Raw genomic sequence first — 16,660 nt, 5'->3', positions numbered from 1 at the left:
CCCGGATCGGCCGCCGAGATCGGCGCAGGTCGGCACCATAGCAAGCGACCGGATCGAGTCCTAGTCTTTCTACATAGGAGGATTGCGTGAGACGCCGGGCGGGAACGGTCGAGCTCGGGCCGCGTTGTACCGAAAGGCGACCCGTGTCCCGCGTCGGGGAAGGAGTGTCGTCGCCGACTTCGTGATAAGGATGCGCGGCACGGGCGGCCTTCGGGCCGCCTTCCTCTTCCTGCGGTTCGCGCGCCCGGCGCCGCCGCGCCTCTTGGGATTTCGTCGCTCGTGGAAGCCTTCGCCTACGATCGCCCGGCCTTCTGGCTCGCCGTGTTCAAGCTGATCTGGATCGATCTGCTGCTCTCCGGCGACAACGCCGTGGTGATCGCCATGGCCTGTCGCTCGCTGCCGCCGATCCATCGCCGCATCGGCACCATCGCCGGCGCCACCGCCGCGGTCGGTCTCAGGATCGTCTTCGCCTCGGTCGTGGCGATCCTGATGCATCTGCCCTATCTGCACGCCGTCGGGGCGGCGCTGCTGCTGTGGATCGCCGTCGATCTGGTCGGGCCGGAGCCCAAGCACGAGCAGGCCACCGCCGCGGCCCGCAATCTGTGGCACGCCATCCGCATCATCGTCGTCGCCGATGCGGTGATGAGTCTCGACAACGTCGTCGCCATCGCCGCCGCCGCCCATGGCTCGATCGTGCTGATCGCCCTCGGGCTGGCCCTGTCGATTCCGCTGGTGGTCGCCGGTTCGCAACTGGTGATGCGGCTGATCGAGTGGTCACCGCTGGTGATCTGGGCCGGCGCGGCGCTGCTCGGCTGGGTCTCCGGCGAATTGCTCGGCGACGAAGTGGTGCTGCAGACGTGGTTCGCGACCTGGCCGCTGTTCGCCGACTTCGGCCTGCCGGCGATCTGCGCTCTGGCGGTGGTGGTGGTCGGCCTCTTGCTGCGCCGCCGTCGGCGTCGCCCGCCCGCCTCCATCGCTTGATCCCGTCACGCCGCGGCGAGGCGGGCGCGCCGTTCGCTGTCGATCGAATAGAGCCCGGTCGCCACCACGACCGCCGCGCCGATCACCGTCGGCAGGTCGGGATAATCGCCGAACAGCGTGAGGCCGAACACGAAGGCCCACACCAGCAGCACGTAACGGAACGGCGCGATCGCCGAGGTCTCGGCCAGCCGCGTCGCGCGAATCAGGAAGACGTAGCCGATCAGCAGGCCGGAGGACGCCAGAAAGAGCGTCGCGATCTCGCCCGGGTTCGGCACGCGCCACAGCGGTTGCAGCGACACCGCGCTCTCGAACGGGATCAGCAGCGGTCCCATCGCCGTCACCGCCACGGCGGTGGCCAGCGTCACCAAGGGAGTCGGGATGGTCGCCGACAGCCGCGCCGTGGCGATGTCGCGCAGCACCACGCAGACGACCGAAGCCAGCACCAGGAGCGACATCGGATCGAATCCGTCGAGCCCCGGCCGCACGATCACCATCACGCCGCAGAAACCGACGGCGATCGCCGCCCACCGCCGCACGCCGATTCGTTCGCCGAGGAACAGCGCCGCCGCCACCGTCATGGTCAAGGGCGTCGCCTGGAACACCGCCGTGACGTTGGGCAGCGGCACGTGCACCAGGGCGATCAGGTAGCACAGCGTCGCCCCGAGCTCGCCGATCAGCCGCAGGACGATGCGCGGATCGACCAGCCGCCGCCACTCGCGCCACGACCCCTCGTGGATCACCGCCAGCCCGATCAGCGTCGCGGCGATCAGGCCGCGCAGGAAGATCGTCTCGCCGAGCGGCAGCGACCGGGTCGAGAGCTTGGTGAAGGCATCGCTGACGGTGAAGCCGAGCATGGCGACGTTCATCAGCAGGATGCCGCGCGTGTTGTCGCGGACGAGGGGCATGGGGATCTCGGGCGGGGCGCAACGGCGAGGGCGCGAAGGACCGTCGCCCGGCGAAGGGAAGAACCACCAGATCTAGCCGGGAGCTCGCGCCGCCGCCACCCGAAAACGCCGCGTCGGCCTTGCGTCAGCCGCCGGTGGTGTTCATGTGGCGCGCCACCGCCACGCTCGCGCCGGCCCCGGTGTCGGGTACGATCATGAAGTCGTGGCCCTTGGGCTTGCGCCCGATCGCCTCGACGATCGCCGCGCGCAGGGATGCGTCGCCGTCGCTTTCGCGCAGCGCCTGGCGCAGGTCGGCGTTGTCGTCCTGGCCGAGGCACATGTAGAGCCGGCCGGTGCAGGTGATCCGGACGCGGTTGCAGCTGTCGCAGAAATTGTGGGTCATCGGCGTGATGAAGCCGACCCGGCCGCCGGTCTCGCCGACCGTCACCCAGCGCGCCGGGCCGTCGGTGGCGGCGTCGTCGCGCGTCGCGTCGCTGATCGTCCAGCGGCGTTCGAGGTCGGCGCGCACCTCCGACAGCGGCAGATACTGATCGACCCGTTCGCCGCCGATGTCGCCGAGTGGCATCGTCTCGATCAGCGTCAGCTCCATGGCGCGGGCATGCGCGAATCGGATCAGATCGTCGATCTCACCGTCGTTGAAGCCCTTGACCGCCACCGCGTTGAGCTTGATCCGCAGCCCCGCGGCGAGCGCCGCGTCGATGCCGCCGAGCACGCGTGAAAGGTCGCCCCAACGGGTGATCTTGCGGAACTTGTCCGGGTCGAGCGTGTCGAGCGACACGTTGATGCGTCGGACCCCGGCCGCCGCCAGGTCGGCGGCATGGGTGGCGAGCTGCGAGCCGTTGGTGGTCAGCGTCAGTTCCTTCAGCGCCCCGGACTCCAGATGGCGCGACAGCGACCGCACCAGGGTCATCAGGCCCTTGCGCACCAGCGGTTCGCCGCCGGTCAGCCGGATCTTGCGGGTGCCCATCGCCACGAAGGTCGAGCACATCCGGTCGAGCTCTTCGAGGGTCAGCACGTCCTTCTTGGGCAGGAAGGTCATGTCCTCGGACATGCAGTAGTGACAGCGGAAGTCGCAGCGATCGGTGACCGACACCCGCAGATAGCGAATCGCCCGCCCGAAGGGGTCGACGAGCCCCTCGGGTGCGTGGCCCGACGGGGCGCTCTCCGTGGCGACGGTCTTCATGGCTGGTTCACTCCCGGATCGCCGACGCGTGCCCGCGACGGAGGTCGCGAGGTCGATGGCCGTCCGGAACATATGATTGGAAAAAACGCCGTCAACCACATAGATCAAGAGACGGACGAGAGACCGCTGCACGACGTCTCGACCTGTATACGGCGGGGAACAACGTCGGCTCGACCGACGCCCCGGATCCGAAGGACCAATGTTGCGATGACGAAGACGATCTGGCCGACCGAAATCCGCCTGTCCAAGGACCGCCGGACGCTGAACGTGACCTTCGACGACGGTCACGCCCACGCGTTTTCCGCAGAATATCTGCGCGTCGAGAGCCCTTCGGCGGAGGTCCAGGGGCACGCCCCGTCGGAACGCCGCACCGTCGGCGGCAAGCGCGACGTCCGCATCCTGGCGGTCGATCCGATCGGCAACTACGCCGTCCGCCTGAGCTTCGACGACGGCCATGCCACGGGCATCTACGGATGGGATTACTTCGAGGCGCTGGGCCGCGATCGCGACCGGCTGTGGGCGCGCTATCTCGACGAATTGGCCGCCAAGGGCCTGCGCCGCGAGCCGTGAGCGGGGCGCAAGACGACGAAGGCCGGCGAGGGATGTCGCCGGCCTTCGGAAACTCGCGTGCGGTCGCTCAGTTGATGACGACCACCCGGGCGCCGACCCGGATCCGCTCGTAGAGATCGGTGACGTCGTCGTTGGTCATGCGGAAGCACCCCGACGACACCGCCTGACCGATCGTCCAGGGCTCGTTGGAGCCGTGGATGCGGTAGTAGGTGGAGCCGATGTACATCGCCCGCGCGCCCAGCGGATTGTCCGGGCCGCCCGCCATATAGGCCGGCAGATGCGGCTGACGGCGGCGCATTTCCGGAGGCGGGGTCCAACCCGGCCATTCGGCCTTGCGCGTCACGGTGTGCTGGCCGGCCCAGGCGAAGCCCGGGCGACCGACGCCGATGCCGTACTTCAACGCCTTGCCGTCACCGAGCACCAGATAGAGGCGCCGCTCGGCGGTCTTCACGACGACCGTACCCTTGGCGTAGTTGCCTTCGAAGGAGACGGTCTCGCGCGGAATCGGCGTGAAGTTCTGTCCACCGGCGTAGGCGGGCGTGGCGCCCGGACCTTCGACGACGTTGCCGAGGGCATCGTAACGGTTCTGGACACCCGGATTGTATTCGGCGCCGGCCGGCATCGACAGGAACAGGGTTCCCGCAGCCAGGGCCGCCGCCATAAGCAAATGCCTGCTCATGCCGACTCCTCGTCGATTCAAGTTCTGAAATTCTTCGAAATCGCCACGACGAACCACACCCGCCGCATGCGTCGAACATATGATGGGACAATTCGCCACCCGGGGGCAACCCGTAGATCGCGATTGCGCGCCGTCGATCGGTGGCCGCGTACGTTTCCGCAGGCCATGTGATCCACTTGCAACGCGTTCAGCGAAGTGTCGGGCGCTTCGATTAGAATTCGAACGACCTTCTTAAGCGAAGCCTCATGAAGCGAGAGCAAGATCTGCTTCACGCCGATCCGCACTCTCGGATCGCGACGACACATGACGGGGCGGCCATGGCACTGGATCCGATGCATCTCGATCTTCTGGCGCGCGATGCGAGCCCGTCCGGACGCGGGCGATTGCTCAGCGATCTCTCCCGGCTGATGTTGGTCGACCGTCAGGCCGATCCGACGGAACTGGAGATCTTCTTCGACATCGTGCGGGCGATCCTCGCCGGCACCGCCGTCAACGACCGCCGCGTGTTTTCCGAGACCGCGGCCGATCACGCCGCCGTCCCACGCGATCTGGTGTTGATCCTCGCCGAGGACGAGATTCGAGTCGCCGAACCGGTGCTGACCCGCTCGGCGCTGCTGACCGACGACGATCTGATGGCGCTGACCGAACGCAAGAACGACGACCATCGTCTGGCCATCGCCGCCCGCACCCGCCTGTCGCAGGCGGTCTGCGCCGCCCTGGTCCGCCTCGGCTCGGTCGCGGTGTTGCACCGGGTCGGCGGCAACGACGGCGCCGACCTCGCCGACGAGACCATCCGCGAACTCCAGGCCCATGCCGAGCGCGATCCCGAACTCCAGCGCATCCTCGGCGAACGCCCCGATCTGCCCGAGCTGCTGGCCCGCTGCATGCGCAACACCCTGCGCCGCATCGCCTCCCGCCCGCAGCCCGAGACCGCGGAAGTCCCCGCGGCGAAGCCCGCCGCACCGCCCGCCGTCGAACGCTCCGCGACGGTGCGCCCGCTGCGCAGTCCCGCCGCCGACGAGCGTCCCGAAGTGGTCCGCCTGCTCGAGCGCGTGACCGCCGGCGAACTCACGGCGAGTGCCGTCGTCGCCGATCTAGCCGCCGCCGATCGCCACGCCGAGCTCGCCAGTTTCCTCGGCTCCTTCGCCGACCTCGACGAAACCCAGGTGATGCGCGTCCTGGTGCGCGCCGACAGCGTCGGCATCGCCACGGTCGCCCGCGGTCTCGACATCGACGAGACCGCCTATGCGGCGATCGTCGAGCTGCGCCAGCGCCGCCTGAAATTCTCCGCCGCCCAGAGCCGCTGGGAGCGCGAACACTTCGAGCGCCTCGACGCCGTCGAAGCCCGCGCCACCATCAACCAGCACGGATCCCGGCGCGCCCGCGCCTGATCGTCCGCCGGTACCGAGATCACGGCCGCCGCCTTCGGGTCGGCGGCCGTCGTCGTTTCGGATCCCTCCCGTGTCGACCGTCGCCGACGCGGGCCGAGAACTCCCGATCGATCAGCCGAGATTCAGTTCCTTGAAGAAGTCGTTGCCCTTGTCGTCGCAGACGATGAAGGCCGGGAAGTCGACCACGTCGATCCGCCAGATCGCCTCCATGCCGAGCTCCGGATACTCGATGCACTCGACCTTCTTGATGCAGTCCTGGGCGAGACGCGCCGCCGGGCCACCGATCGAGCCGAGGTAGAAGCCGCCGTGGGTCTTGCAGGCGTCGCGCACCGCCGCGGAGCGGTTGCCCTTGGCCAGCATCACCATCGAGCCGCCGAACGACTGGAACTGATCGACGTAGGAATCCATCCGCCCGGCGGTGGTCGGGCCGAACGACCCGGAGGCATAGCCGGCCGGGGTCTTGGCCGGACCGGCGTAATAGACCGGATGGTTCTTGAAGTAGTCGGGCATGCCTTCGCCCGCCTCCAGCCGCTCGCGGATCTTGGCATGCGCCAGATCGCGCGCCACGATCAGCGGCCCGGTCAGCGACAGCCGGGTCTTGATCGGATGCTTGGACAGTTCGGCGAGGATGTCGGCCATCGGCCGGTTCAGGTCGATCTCGACCACCCGGTCGTCGAGGTGATCGTCGGTGATGTCGGGCAGATACTGCGCCGGATCGTGCTCGAGCTGCTCGATGAACACGCCGTCCTTGGTGATCTTACCGAGCACCTGGCGGTCGGCCGAGCACGACACGCCGATGCCGATCGGCAGCGAGGCGCCGTGACGCGGCAGGCGCACCACCCGCACGTCGTGGCAGAAGTACTTGCCGCCGAACTGCGCGCCGACCCCGAGATCCTGGGTCAATTTCCAGATCTTGTCTTCCATCTCGAGATCGCGGAAGGCGTGGCCGCTCTCCGAGCCGTGGGTCGGCAGGCCGTCGAGATAATGGGTCGAGGCGAGCTTGACCGTCTTGAGATTGGCTTCGGCCGAGGTGCCGCCGATCACCACCGCGAGGTGGTAGGGCGGGCAGGCGGCGGTACCGAGCGTCAGGATCTTCTCCTTGAGGAAGGCGAGCATCCGGTCTTCGGTCAGCATCGACGGCGTCTGCTGGTAGAGATAGGTCTTGTTGGCCGATCCGCCGCCCTTGGCGATGAACAGGAACTTGTAGGCGTCCTCGCCCTCTTCGTAGATGTCGATCTGGGCCGGCAGGTTGTTGCGGGTGTTCTTTTCTTCGAACATCGAGATCGGCGCCAGCTGCGAATAGCGCAGGTTGCGCCGCTGGTAGGAATCGAAGATCCCTTCCGCGAGTGCGGCCTCGTCGCCGCCGCGGGTCCATACCCGACGGCCCTTCTTGGCGCTGACGATCGCCGTGCCGGTGTCCTGGCACATCGGCAGGATGCCGCCGGCCGAGATGCAAACGTTCTTCAGGAGATCGAGGGCGACGAAGCGGTCGTTCTCGGTCGCCTCGTTGTCGGTCAGGATCTTGGCGAGCTGGGCGAGATGGGCCGGGCGCAGATAGTGGTTGATCTCGCCCATCGCCGTCTCGGCGAGCATGGTCAGCGCCTTGGGATCGACCACCAGCATCGGCTCGCCGTGGAAGCTCTCGACGGTCACGAAGTCGCCGTCGAGACGGCGCCACGGCGTGTCGTCGTGGGCGAGGGGGAACATCTCGGAATACTGGAACGCCGGCGTCTCGGTGGTCATCGGACATCGTCTCCCGCTGGCGACCGACGGGTCGCACGAAGGCGCGGCCGAAGGCCGCCGCTCGCCGCGGTTCTAGAACGATCCGCGACGAGCGCCAAGGTGTCGTTGGTCGGGGGAGGTTCGCACCCGACGCCGGGCGCGGCCCGCTTCGTTCAGGGCGCCAGCACGTAGGCGCCGGGGGCGGCGGCGAGGACCGGCAGCCCGCGTTCGGGCGCGCCGAGCGTCGGCGGGACGACGCGCGCGCCGGAGCGCATCGCCAGCCATTCGAACCACGCCGTCCACCACGATCCGAGATGCGGCGTGGCGATCTCGCCCCAGTGCTCGGGGTCGACGTAAGCGGCACCCGGCGCCTTGACCGCCGAGCGGAACGACCGGCGCGGATGGCCGGGCTCGGACACGATGCCGGCGTTGTGACCGCCGGTGGTCAGCACGAAGGTGGTCTCGGCCTCGGCCAGCAGGGTGATCTTGTGCACCGACATCCACGGCGCGACATGGTCGGTCTCGGTGCCGACCGCGAAGATCGGCACGTGAATGTCCTCGATCGCCACCGCGCGGCCGTCGACCTCGAAGCGCCCTTCGGCCAGCCGGTTCTGCAGGAACAGCTGCTCGAGGTATTCGGCGTGCATCCGGTAGGGCATCCGGGTGGCGTCGGCGTTCCAGGCCATCAGATCGTTCATCTCGACCCGCTTGCCGAGCAGGTAGTCGTCGACCATCCGGCCCCACAACAGATCGCGCGCCTTGAGCATCTGGAAGGCGCCGGCCATCTGCTTGGTGTCGAGATAGCCGCGCTCCCACATCATGTCTTCGAGCACCGTCAACTGGCTCTCGTCGATGAACAGCGACAGCTCGCCGGCACGGGTGAAGTCGGTCTGCGCCGCGAGCAGGGTCATCGAGCCGAAGCGCGGCGCCGCGTCGCGGGCCTGGCGCGCCGCCTCGATCGCCAGCAGCGTGCCGCCCAGGCAATAGCCGACGCCGTGGACCTTGGCCGGACCGGCGATCGTCGCGATCGCCTCCAGCGCCGCCACCGGGCCGAGGCGGCGGTAGTCGTCGAGCCCGAGGTCGCGGTCGCCACCGTCGGGGTTCTTCCACGAGATCACGAACACGGTGAAGCCGGCCTCGACCAGATGGCGAACCATCGAATTGGCCGGGCTGAGATCGAGGATGTAATATTTCATGATCCAGGCCGGGACGATCAGGATCGGCTCGGGATGCACCGTCGCGGTGGTCGGGGTGTACTGGATCAGTTCGATCAGCCGGTTGCGGTAGACCACCGCACCGGGCGTCGCCGCCACCGCCTCGCCGGGCCGGAAGTTCTCGACGCCGGCCGGCGGCTGTGCCGAAGCCTTCCGCCGCGCGTCGTCGAGCGCATGTTCGAAGCCGCGCAGCAGATTGGCGCCGCCTTCCGCGCGGGTCGCCTCGACCACGTCCGGATTGGTCGCCGGGAAGTTCGACGGCGACACCGCGTCGAGCATCTGCCGCGCCGCGAATTCGACCAGCCGCAGGTGATGCGGCTGCGCCCCGCGCACGTCGGTGGTCGCCTCCTGCCACCACGCCGTGCCCATCTGGAAGGCGTCGGACAACAGGCGCCACGGTGCGGCGTTCCAGGCGGCCGAGCGGAAGCGCGGATCGCGACCGGCGAGCGGCGCCGGGTCCGCCCCGCCGAGGCTCGCGGCGAGTGCCGTCCGGCCGAGGTCGAGCCACTTGTGCATCGCCGAGTCGGCGAGCGCTCCGAGCTTGCCCGGCGAGGCCGCCAGATGCACCGCCCAGTCGTAGTTCGCGATCGCCAGCGCGCTCGGCGACAGGCCCTTGGTGGCGCGCGCCAGCGTCGCATGGGCCGCCCGATCGATCGCCTCCGCCGTGGCCAGCCGCTCCGCCGACGCGCCCGGCATCGGCCGCGCCGGCGGTCCCTTGCGCGCCCGCCCGGTGGCCGCGGCCACCTCCGTCGGCGTTTCGATCGGAATGGCGGCGGTCGTCGCCCGGCTGACGGTGTTCATGGCGGTTGCCTCTGCTGGCGGCGGGAGGATCCCGCAGCGTTCGGCCCCCGGCGGTACGATTCGCGGCGACGGCTCGAATATCAGTCGGCACCGTTGCGCCCGCATCAGGGACGACGCCATGATCCGCGTCAAACGTTGCTGAGCGGTATACCGCAACGCACCGCGACGGTTCTACGCAGCTTTTTCGGAACATCCCGCATCCGCTTGCCGCACTTGCGAAATCGGTGCGAGACCGGCGGCGATGCCATCGGACCAAAGTATTATTTCAGATCGGGTCGAGATCGGTCCGCGGCCGGGGATCCGCCGCCTCCCAGCGGTCGAGGAAGGTCTCGACCGGCAGGCTGCGGAAATCGGGCAGCGCGCGGCGCAGCGTCGCGTGGCTCCAGTTCCACCAGGCCAGCCGCATCAGCCGGTCGGCGATTGGCTCGGAGAACCGCCGGCGGATCACCCGGGCGGGATTGCCGGCGACGATCGTGTAGGGCGCGACGTCGCGGCTGACCACCGCGCCGGCCCCGACCACCGCGCCGGCGCCGACCGAGCGGCCGGGCAGGACGATCGCCGCCCGGCCGATCCAGGCGTCGGGGCCGATCGTCACCCGCTGCGCCCGGCGCCGGTCGAACTCAGCGACCTCGTCGGCCTGATCCTCGAAATATTGCCAGGAGCGATAGGTGAAATGCGCCTGCGCGGCGCGCTCCAGCGGATGATTGGCCGGGTTGATCCCGACCAGCGCGCCGATCGACACGAATTTGCCGATGTCGGCATAGACGATCTCGCAGTCGTTGACCGCATAGGAGTAGTCGCCGAAGTCGCATTCGATCACCGTGGTGCGGGCGCCGATCTTGACGAACTTGCCGAACCGGCTGTCGCGGGTGACCGCGCTCTCGTGCACCAGCGGTTTCGCTCCGAGCCGGCGCTTGCGCACATGGGCGGGCAGGGCGGCCTCGCCGTGGGCCGCCTCGGTGGTCGCCGGGGTCTCTCGGGTCATGGGGGGCCTCCTCGCCGCGTCGGTCGCCGCGGGCGTGCGCCGACGTCGAATCCGCGCCGATCATCGGCCGCCGATGCCGGCCTGTCGACCGGGCCGACCGCCGGTCGGGGACGCGGTCGCGACCCCGAGGTGGCGGGAAAAGCGTCGCAGGGGGCCCCGCGCAGTCGAGAACTGCGATCTTGCCCATTGACATCCCCCCTCGCGGTCTGGCGATTGACCCGATGCGGGATCACGTCCGCCGGCACGTTCGGTTCACCCCGACGGGGCGGTTCGGGCGCGGTCGGACGGGGGCGTCACCGCGGTCTGCCGGATCGAACCGGTCGGACACGGACCATCCTACAGCCATTCCGGCACGGCTCTCCGACCGAGGGAGGGCGACGGCGCCGGTCGTCAAGGAGAATGAGATGAACCAGTCCGAGACCGAAGCGTTGACCTGGAAGGTATCGGCGGCGATCCGCGCCCTCGCCATGGACGCGGTGGAAGCCGCCAAGTCGGGACACCCCGGCGCGCCGATGGGCATGGCCGAGATCGCGTCCGTGTTGTGGCGCGACCATCTGCGCTTCGATCCCAAGAAGCCCGCCTGGCCGAACCGCGACCGCTTCGTGCTGTCCAACGGCCACGGCTCGATGCTGCTCTACGCGCTCCTCCATCTGACCGGCTTCGATCTGCCGATCGAGGAGTTGAAGCGCTTCCGCCAGCTCGGCTCCAAGACCCCGGGCCATCCCGAGAACTTCGTCACCCGCGGCGTCGAGACCACCACCGGGCCGCTCGGCCAGGGGCTGGCCAACGCCGTCGGCTTCGCCATCGCCGAGCGGACGCTGGCCGCCCAGTTCAATCGGCCGGGCCACGACATCGTCGACCACAACACCTGGGCGTTCTGCGGCGACGGCTGCCTGATGGAAGGCATCAGCCACGAGGTCTGCTCGCTGGCCGGCACCCTCGCTCTCGGCAAGCTCAAGGTGATCTGGGATTCCAACGGCATCTCGATCGACGGCAAGATCCACGAATGGTTCGCCGAAGACACCTGCGCCCGCTTCGAAGCCTATGGTTGGCACGTCATCCGCGCCGTCGACGGCCATGACCGCCACGCCCTCGAGGCGGCGATCGCCGAAGCCGAGCGCGTCACGGACAAGCCGGTGTTCATCCAGGCCAAGACGGTGATCGGCCTCGGGGCGCCCAAGAAGCAGGGCACCGAAGCCAGCCACGGCGCGCCGCTGGGCGCCGAGGAGATCGCCGCGGTCCGCATCGCCATGAACTGGCCCTATCCGCCGTTCCAGATCCCCGCCGACGTCTATGCCGAATGGGACCAGTCAGCCAAGGGCGCCGCCCGGTCGAGCGAGTGGGAAGGTCGCTTCGCGGCCTATGCCGCCGCCCATCCCGAACTCGCCGCCGAGTTCGAGCGCCGCGTCGCCGGCCATCTGCCGGCCGACTTCGACACCTTCGCCCAGGCCACCCTCGAGGCGGTCCAGGCCCAGGCCGAGACCATCGCCAGCCGCAAGGCCAGCCAGAACGCCCTCAACAACCTCGCTCCGAAGCTGCCCGAGTTCCTCGGCGGCTCGGCCGACCTGACCCACTCCAACCTGACCAACTACAAGGGCACGCTGCCGATCACCCGCGATCCGGCCGGCAACACGATCCTCTACGGGGTGCGCGAATTCGGCATGACGGCGATCGCCAACGGCATCGCCCTGCACGGCGGCTTCCTGCCCTTCGTCGCCACCTTCCTGGTGTTCTCCGACTACGCCCGCAACGCGGTGCGCATGTCGGCGCTGATGCACCAGCGGGTGGTCCACGTCTACACCCACGACTCCATCGGTCTCGGCGAGGACGGCCCGACCCATCAGCCGATCGAGCACGCCGAGAGCCTGCGGATCATCCCCAACCTCGACGTCTGGCGGCCGTGTGATTCCGCCGAGACCCAGGGCGCCTGGAACGCCGCGGTGTCGCGGTCCCAGGGCCCGAGCGCCCTGCTCCTGTCGCGCCAGAACCTCGCCGCCCAGCCCCGCACCCCGGCGCAACTCGCCGAGATCGCTAAGGGCGGCTACGTGCTGGTCGAACCGACCGAGGCGCCGCGCGCGGTGATCGTCGGGACGGGCTCGGAGCTGCAGTTCGCCACCGCCGCCCAGAAGGTGCTGGCCGAGGCCGGCATTCCGGTGCGGGTGGTGTCGATGCCCTGCGTCGAGGCCTTCGAGCGCCGTCCGGCCGAAGAGCAGGCGGCGGTGCTGCCGGCCGATCTGCCGACGGTGGTGATCGAAGCCGGCGTGACCCGCGGCTGGTGGAAGATCGCCGGCCGCACCGGCGCGGTGATCGGCATCGACCGCTTCGGCGAGAGCGCCCCGGAAAAGGTGCTCTATCCGCTGTTCGGCTTCACCACCGACAACGTCGTGGCGACCGTCAAGCGCGTCCTCGGCTGATCCTCGGCCGAGCGGAAATGCAATCTCTGCCGATGCGAGCGCGTCTTGCATCGGCAGAATCCCGATCGGGGGATCTTCGTCCGTGCCAACCCCATGGACCAACGACTCTCTTGAACCGATCGGCGTGGCGGCTTAACCCCGGACCGTCGAAGCGTGCTAGTGTCGGCGCCTTCGAAACCGATCGGGGAGAATGCGATGCCGCTCGTTTCCATGCGCCAGTTGCTCGACCACGCCGCCGAGAACGGCTACGGCCTTCCGGCCTTCAACGTGAACAATCTCGAACAGGTGCGCGCCGTGATGGAGGCCGCTCGCGAGACCCGCAGCCCGGTCATCCTGCAGGGCTCGGCCGGCGCCCGCAAATATGCCGGCGAGCAGTTCCTCCGCCACCTGATCCAGGCCGCGGTCGAAGCCTATCCCGAGATTCCGATCGTCATGCACCAGGATCACGGCGCCTCGCCGGCGATCTGTCAGGCGGCGATCCGCTCGGGCTTCACCTCGGTGATGATGGACGGCTCGCTCCAGGCCGACGGCAAGACCGTCGCCTCCTACGAATACAACGTCGAGACCACCGCCACCGTCGTCGCCTTCGCCCATTCGATCGGCGTCTCGGTCGAAGGCGAGCTCGGCGTGCTCGGGTCGCTCGAGACCATGAAGGGCGACAAGGAAGACGGGCACGGCGCCGAAGGCACCATGACCCGCGAACAGCTCCTGACCGATCCCGATCAGGCCGCCGACTTCGTCAAGCGCACCCAGGTCGACGCGCTGGCGATCGCCATCGGCACCTCGCACGGCGCCTACAAGTTCTCCAAGAAGCCGACCGGCGAGACCCTCGCCATCAGCCGTATCAAGGAGATCCACGCCCGCATCCCCAACACCCATTTGGTGATGCACGGCTCGTCGTCGGTTCCCCAGGAGCTGCTCGAGGAGATCCGCAAGTACGGCGGCGACATGAAGGAGACCTACGGCGTTCCGGTCGAGGAGATCGTCGAGGGCATCAAGCACGGCGTGCGCAAGGTCAACATCGACACCGACCTGCGTCTGGCCATGACCGCCGCGATCCGTCGCGTCTTCGCCACCAAGCCCGGCGAATTCGATCCGCGCAAGTACAACGCCGAAGCCCAGAAGGCCGCGTCGGCGGTCTGCAAGGCCCGCTACGAGGCCTTCGGCGCCGCCGGCCAGGCCGACAAGATCAAGGTCGCCCCGCTCGAAGAGATCGCCGCCGGTTACGCCTCCGGCAAACTGGCGCAGATCGTCAAGTGAACGACGTCGGGTCCGCTCGCGCGGATCCGACCGAAACAGTGGGAGGAGAGCGCCGGTGGACGGCGCCGCCCGAGACGGACGCCGCCCGGAGAGATCCGCGGCGGCGTCTTCGTTTGCGGGGGGAGGTGCCCGTTGGGTGCATGGAGCGCAGCGACTTGCCCCGGCCGAGGTCGTGGGGACGCCCGGAGCGAGCCTCGCCGGCCCACGGTGCAACTCGCTGGCGCTCGATGTACCCTACGGCCATGCACCCTACGTCCCCCGTCCTCGGCTCACCTCTCGGCGGCCTCCAACCGCGCGGTGGCGGTCTTGATGAACGCCAGTTCTTCGCGCCACGGCAGGGTCCGGGCGACCTCGGGATCGGCCAGCGCGTCGTCGAACACCGCCCGCAGCTTGGCGAGCCGGACCGGGTCGCCGCCGGCGAACGCCAGGGCGCGGTCGCGCCAGCGCCGGGCGAGATCGAGGGCCGCCGGCGCGCCCGGGTCGGTGCCCGCCAGCGCCCGGGCCTCGGCCAACAGCGCCGCGCGCTCGGCCGCCGCCGCGCCGTCGTCGGGCGGGCGCRCCGGCGGCATCATCGCCCGGCGCTCGGCTTCGGTGAAGTGCTCGGCGAACAGCGGTGTCAGCGCCTCGCGCCAATCGGGTCTTTCCTGGGTCATGACGATCTCCTTCGTCAGTTTCACGAGATCGTCCACCGACAGGCTCTCGCCGGCCGCGAGCCGCGCCCGCGCCGCGGCGACGGTCGCCGCCGCCGTCTGCAGCCGGGCGATGCGCTGGCGCAGGTCGCGGTCCTGGAGGTCCAGGATCGGCCCGAGTTCGTCGCCGAGCCCGGCGATACAGGCGCCGATCTGGGCGAGCGACAGGCCGAGCGACCTGAGCGCCAGGACCTGGTGCAGGCGACGCATCTGGACGGGACCGTAGACGCGGTATCCCGCGGCCGTGCGATCCGGCGCGACCAGGCCGTGGCGCTCATAGACCCGCAGCGCCTTGATCGAGACGCCGAGCACGGCGGCGGTCTCCCCAGCGGTCCGGTAGTTCGAGATCCGGCTCAATCGCGCCTCCCGTCGATGGACGCCCGTGGTTCTGCGGCCGGCCCCTGGGGCCGAGTCAAGGGGTCAGTGGGGGCACACCGGGCCCGGTAGGGTGCAACTCGTAGGGTGCCCGCCGTAGGGTGCATGGAGCGAAGCGACTTGCACCGGCGGAGGTCGTGGGGGACGCCGGAGAGAGCCATGCCCGCCTCTGGTGCAACTCGCTCACGCTCGATGCACTCTACGAATACGCTCGGCAGTTCGCGGGCACCGTCGGGGCGTGCCTGTTCTACCCTAGGACGCATAGATAAAACGCATCAATTATTTCTATGTCTTAGCTTCTTTATGAGTAAATCTCGAAAATCACATGCGGATATCAAAGATAGATAAATCAATAAAATTACAGATATTGGTAATAAAATGAAAATATTAAATAAAACGCCTCTATAAATGTTACCACTCTCGGTTTTTGAGACTAGGCAATGAGAAGGAATATCAGGATAATAATCTATATGAATTTCGCTTTCTGTGAAATAGGCGTGTGATGCGACTAAGACTTTTGCCTCGACCATTCTTCCCCGTGAAACAGTGAATTGTATTTCCAGTTCCTAGATGCCTTTACCAGTTCTGAAGGACTCGCTCTTTGATGTAACCTTCGCATAGGCGGGCGCGGAATCAATTAGAAGTAGCCTGTATACATTTAGTTCAGGTCCAAGGAGAAAAATAATCGGAAGAATAGCCGGCAATGCGAGCGCTGGTGTGTAGTTGCGCGCCGTCATGGTCGTTACTCGCGGAGTGTGTCGGAATGCTCCGAAGTTAATTCAATAACATAGAAATTCTGATATCGAAATTGTCGAGAATCCGTACGACCCACTTCTCGCACGCGCCTCTTTTTGCGCTCGCACTACCAACGACAGCAGAATCCCGGTGGCGAGGTCGCCGGGATCGAGTGGGGAATGGTCCATTGGTCCGTAGGGTGCATGGAGCGCAGCGACTTGCACCGGCCGAGGTCGTGGGGAACGCCGGAGCGCACCACTCCCGCCCATGGTGCAACTCGCTCGCGCTCGATGCACCCTACGACCTTGCACCCTACGACCGTGCACCCTACCGCGATGCCCCTCGGAGCCCCCTCCGATCGAGGCACCGTGTCACAGGCCGCCCGTCCTTGTCCCTCGCCCGCCGCCATGCCACGATGCCGGCGGTTCGGTGCCCTGTCGGGAGAATCGGGAACACGGTGCAAATCCGTGACGTGCCCAACGCCGTGAAGGGGGACCGCTGCGAGGCTCGGCTCGTCCGAGCAGCGACCACTGGCATCTGCCGGGAAGGTCTCGCCGCGGGTTGATCCTCAGTCGGAAGACCGGCCGAGCCCTCGTGGGTCTGTTCCGCATGGACGGCGGAACCGATCGCAGATGGCTCGTGGGGACCACCGATGCCGATCTCCTTCTCCGCTGCCCCTGGGGCGGCCCCGTCTACCCGTACGCTCGAGTCCACCGACCTCGCGACCGCCGATGTTTCGGCCGGCCGCGGGATCTC

The 16,660-nt window shown here is 68.1% G+C and carries 12 protein-coding genes and 1 riboswitch; of the genes, 5 read left to right on the top strand and 7 right to left on the bottom strand.

Annotated elements, in window-relative coordinates; genetic code table 11:
* Positions 1 to 279 precede the first annotated feature (279 nt).
* Complete coding sequence (locus tag EYW49_RS01855; RefSeq protein ID WP_131305376.1) at positions 280 to 981, top strand: TerC family protein; 702 nt, start codon at positions 280 to 282, stop codon at positions 979 to 981.
* Positions 982 to 986: 5 nt separating this feature from the next.
* Here EYW49_RS01855 and EYW49_RS01850 read toward each other — a convergent pair whose 3' ends face one another.
* Positions 987 to 1,886 (bottom strand): DMT family transporter, encoded by a 900-nt coding sequence (locus tag EYW49_RS01850; RefSeq protein WP_131305374.1) that lies wholly within the window; start codon positions 1,884 to 1,886, stop codon positions 987 to 989.
* Between the two features lie 124 nt (positions 1,887 to 2,010).
* A complete protein-coding gene (gene moaA, locus EYW49_RS01845) occupies positions 2,011 to 3,069 on the bottom strand; it encodes a GTP 3',8-cyclase MoaA (protein ID WP_131305372.1) in 1,059 nt (352 codons plus the stop codon).
* 207 nt (positions 3,070 to 3,276) lie between these two features.
* Here moaA and EYW49_RS01840 point away from each other — a divergent pair, with 207 nt between their 5' ends.
* Positions 3,277 to 3,639, top strand: a complete 363-nt coding sequence (locus EYW49_RS01840; protein WP_131305369.1) for a gamma-butyrobetaine hydroxylase-like domain-containing protein — start codon at positions 3,277 to 3,279, stop codon at positions 3,637 to 3,639.
* Between the two features lie 67 nt (positions 3,640 to 3,706).
* Here EYW49_RS01840 and EYW49_RS01835 read toward each other — a convergent pair whose 3' ends face one another.
* On the bottom strand, positions 3,707 to 4,318 hold the full coding sequence (locus tag EYW49_RS01835; protein WP_131305367.1) for a L,D-transpeptidase: 612 nt from the start codon (positions 4,316 to 4,318) through the stop codon (positions 3,707 to 3,709).
* 317 nt (positions 4,319 to 4,635) lie between these two features.
* On the opposite strand from EYW49_RS01835, the gene EYW49_RS01830 reads away from it, so the two are divergent.
* On the top strand, positions 4,636 to 5,709 hold the full coding sequence (locus EYW49_RS01830) for a DUF2336 domain-containing protein (protein ID WP_165498100.1): 1,074 nt from the start codon (positions 4,636 to 4,638) through the stop codon (positions 5,707 to 5,709).
* A gap of 111 nt (positions 5,710 to 5,820) precedes the next feature.
* Here the strand turns inward: EYW49_RS01830 and EYW49_RS01825 are convergent, their stop codons facing one another.
* The 3 genes from EYW49_RS01825 to EYW49_RS01815 all read right to left on the bottom strand — a co-directional run bounded on the left by EYW49_RS01825 (position 5,821) and on the right by EYW49_RS01815 (position 10,368).
* Positions 5,821 to 7,452, bottom strand: a complete 1,632-nt coding sequence (locus tag EYW49_RS01825; protein ID WP_131305363.1) for a fumarate hydratase — start codon at positions 7,450 to 7,452, stop codon at positions 5,821 to 5,823.
* A gap of 152 nt (positions 7,453 to 7,604) precedes the next feature.
* The gene (locus tag EYW49_RS01820) at positions 7,605 to 9,446 is read right to left on the bottom strand and encodes a PHA/PHB synthase family protein (RefSeq protein WP_206365355.1); all 1,842 of its coding nucleotides are present in this window, start codon (positions 9,444 to 9,446) and stop codon (positions 7,605 to 7,607) included.
* Positions 9,447 to 9,711: 265 nt separating this feature from the next.
* On the bottom strand, positions 9,712 to 10,368 hold the full coding sequence (locus EYW49_RS01815) for an LbetaH domain-containing protein (RefSeq protein WP_228259425.1): 657 nt from the start codon (positions 10,366 to 10,368) through the stop codon (positions 9,712 to 9,714).
* Between the two features lie 467 nt (positions 10,369 to 10,835).
* On the opposite strand from EYW49_RS01815, the gene tkt reads away from it, so the two are divergent.
* Both tkt and fba read left to right on the top strand, forming a co-directional pair.
* Positions 10,836 to 12,845: a transketolase gene (gene tkt / locus EYW49_RS01810; RefSeq protein ID WP_131305359.1), complete on the top strand. Its 2,010-nt coding sequence runs from the start codon at positions 10,836 to 10,838 to the stop codon at positions 12,843 to 12,845.
* A 195-nt stretch (positions 12,846 to 13,040) separates the two neighbouring features.
* Positions 13,041 to 14,105, top strand: coding sequence for a class II fructose-bisphosphate aldolase (gene fba, locus EYW49_RS01805; protein WP_131305357.1), 1,065 nt, complete (start codon positions 13,041 to 13,043; stop codon positions 14,103 to 14,105).
* A gap of 269 nt (positions 14,106 to 14,374) precedes the next feature.
* On the opposite strand, the gene EYW49_RS01800 is transcribed toward fba, so the two are convergent.
* Positions 14,375 to 15,151 (bottom strand): MerR family transcriptional regulator, encoded by a 777-nt coding sequence (locus EYW49_RS01800; RefSeq protein WP_131305354.1) that lies wholly within the window; start codon positions 15,149 to 15,151, stop codon positions 14,375 to 14,377.
* 1,163 nt (positions 15,152 to 16,314) lie between these two features.
* A riboswitch (cobalamin riboswitch) is annotated at positions 16,315 to 16,507 on the top strand.
* Positions 16,508 to 16,660 lie beyond the last annotated feature (153 nt).

Source organism: Siculibacillus lacustris (assembly GCF_004328075.1).
In the GTDB taxonomy this organism is placed as follows: Bacteria; Pseudomonadota; Alphaproteobacteria; order Rhizobiales; family Ancalomicrobiaceae; genus Siculibacillus; species Siculibacillus lacustris.
This window is presented reverse-complemented; position numbering and strand designations above follow the sequence as displayed.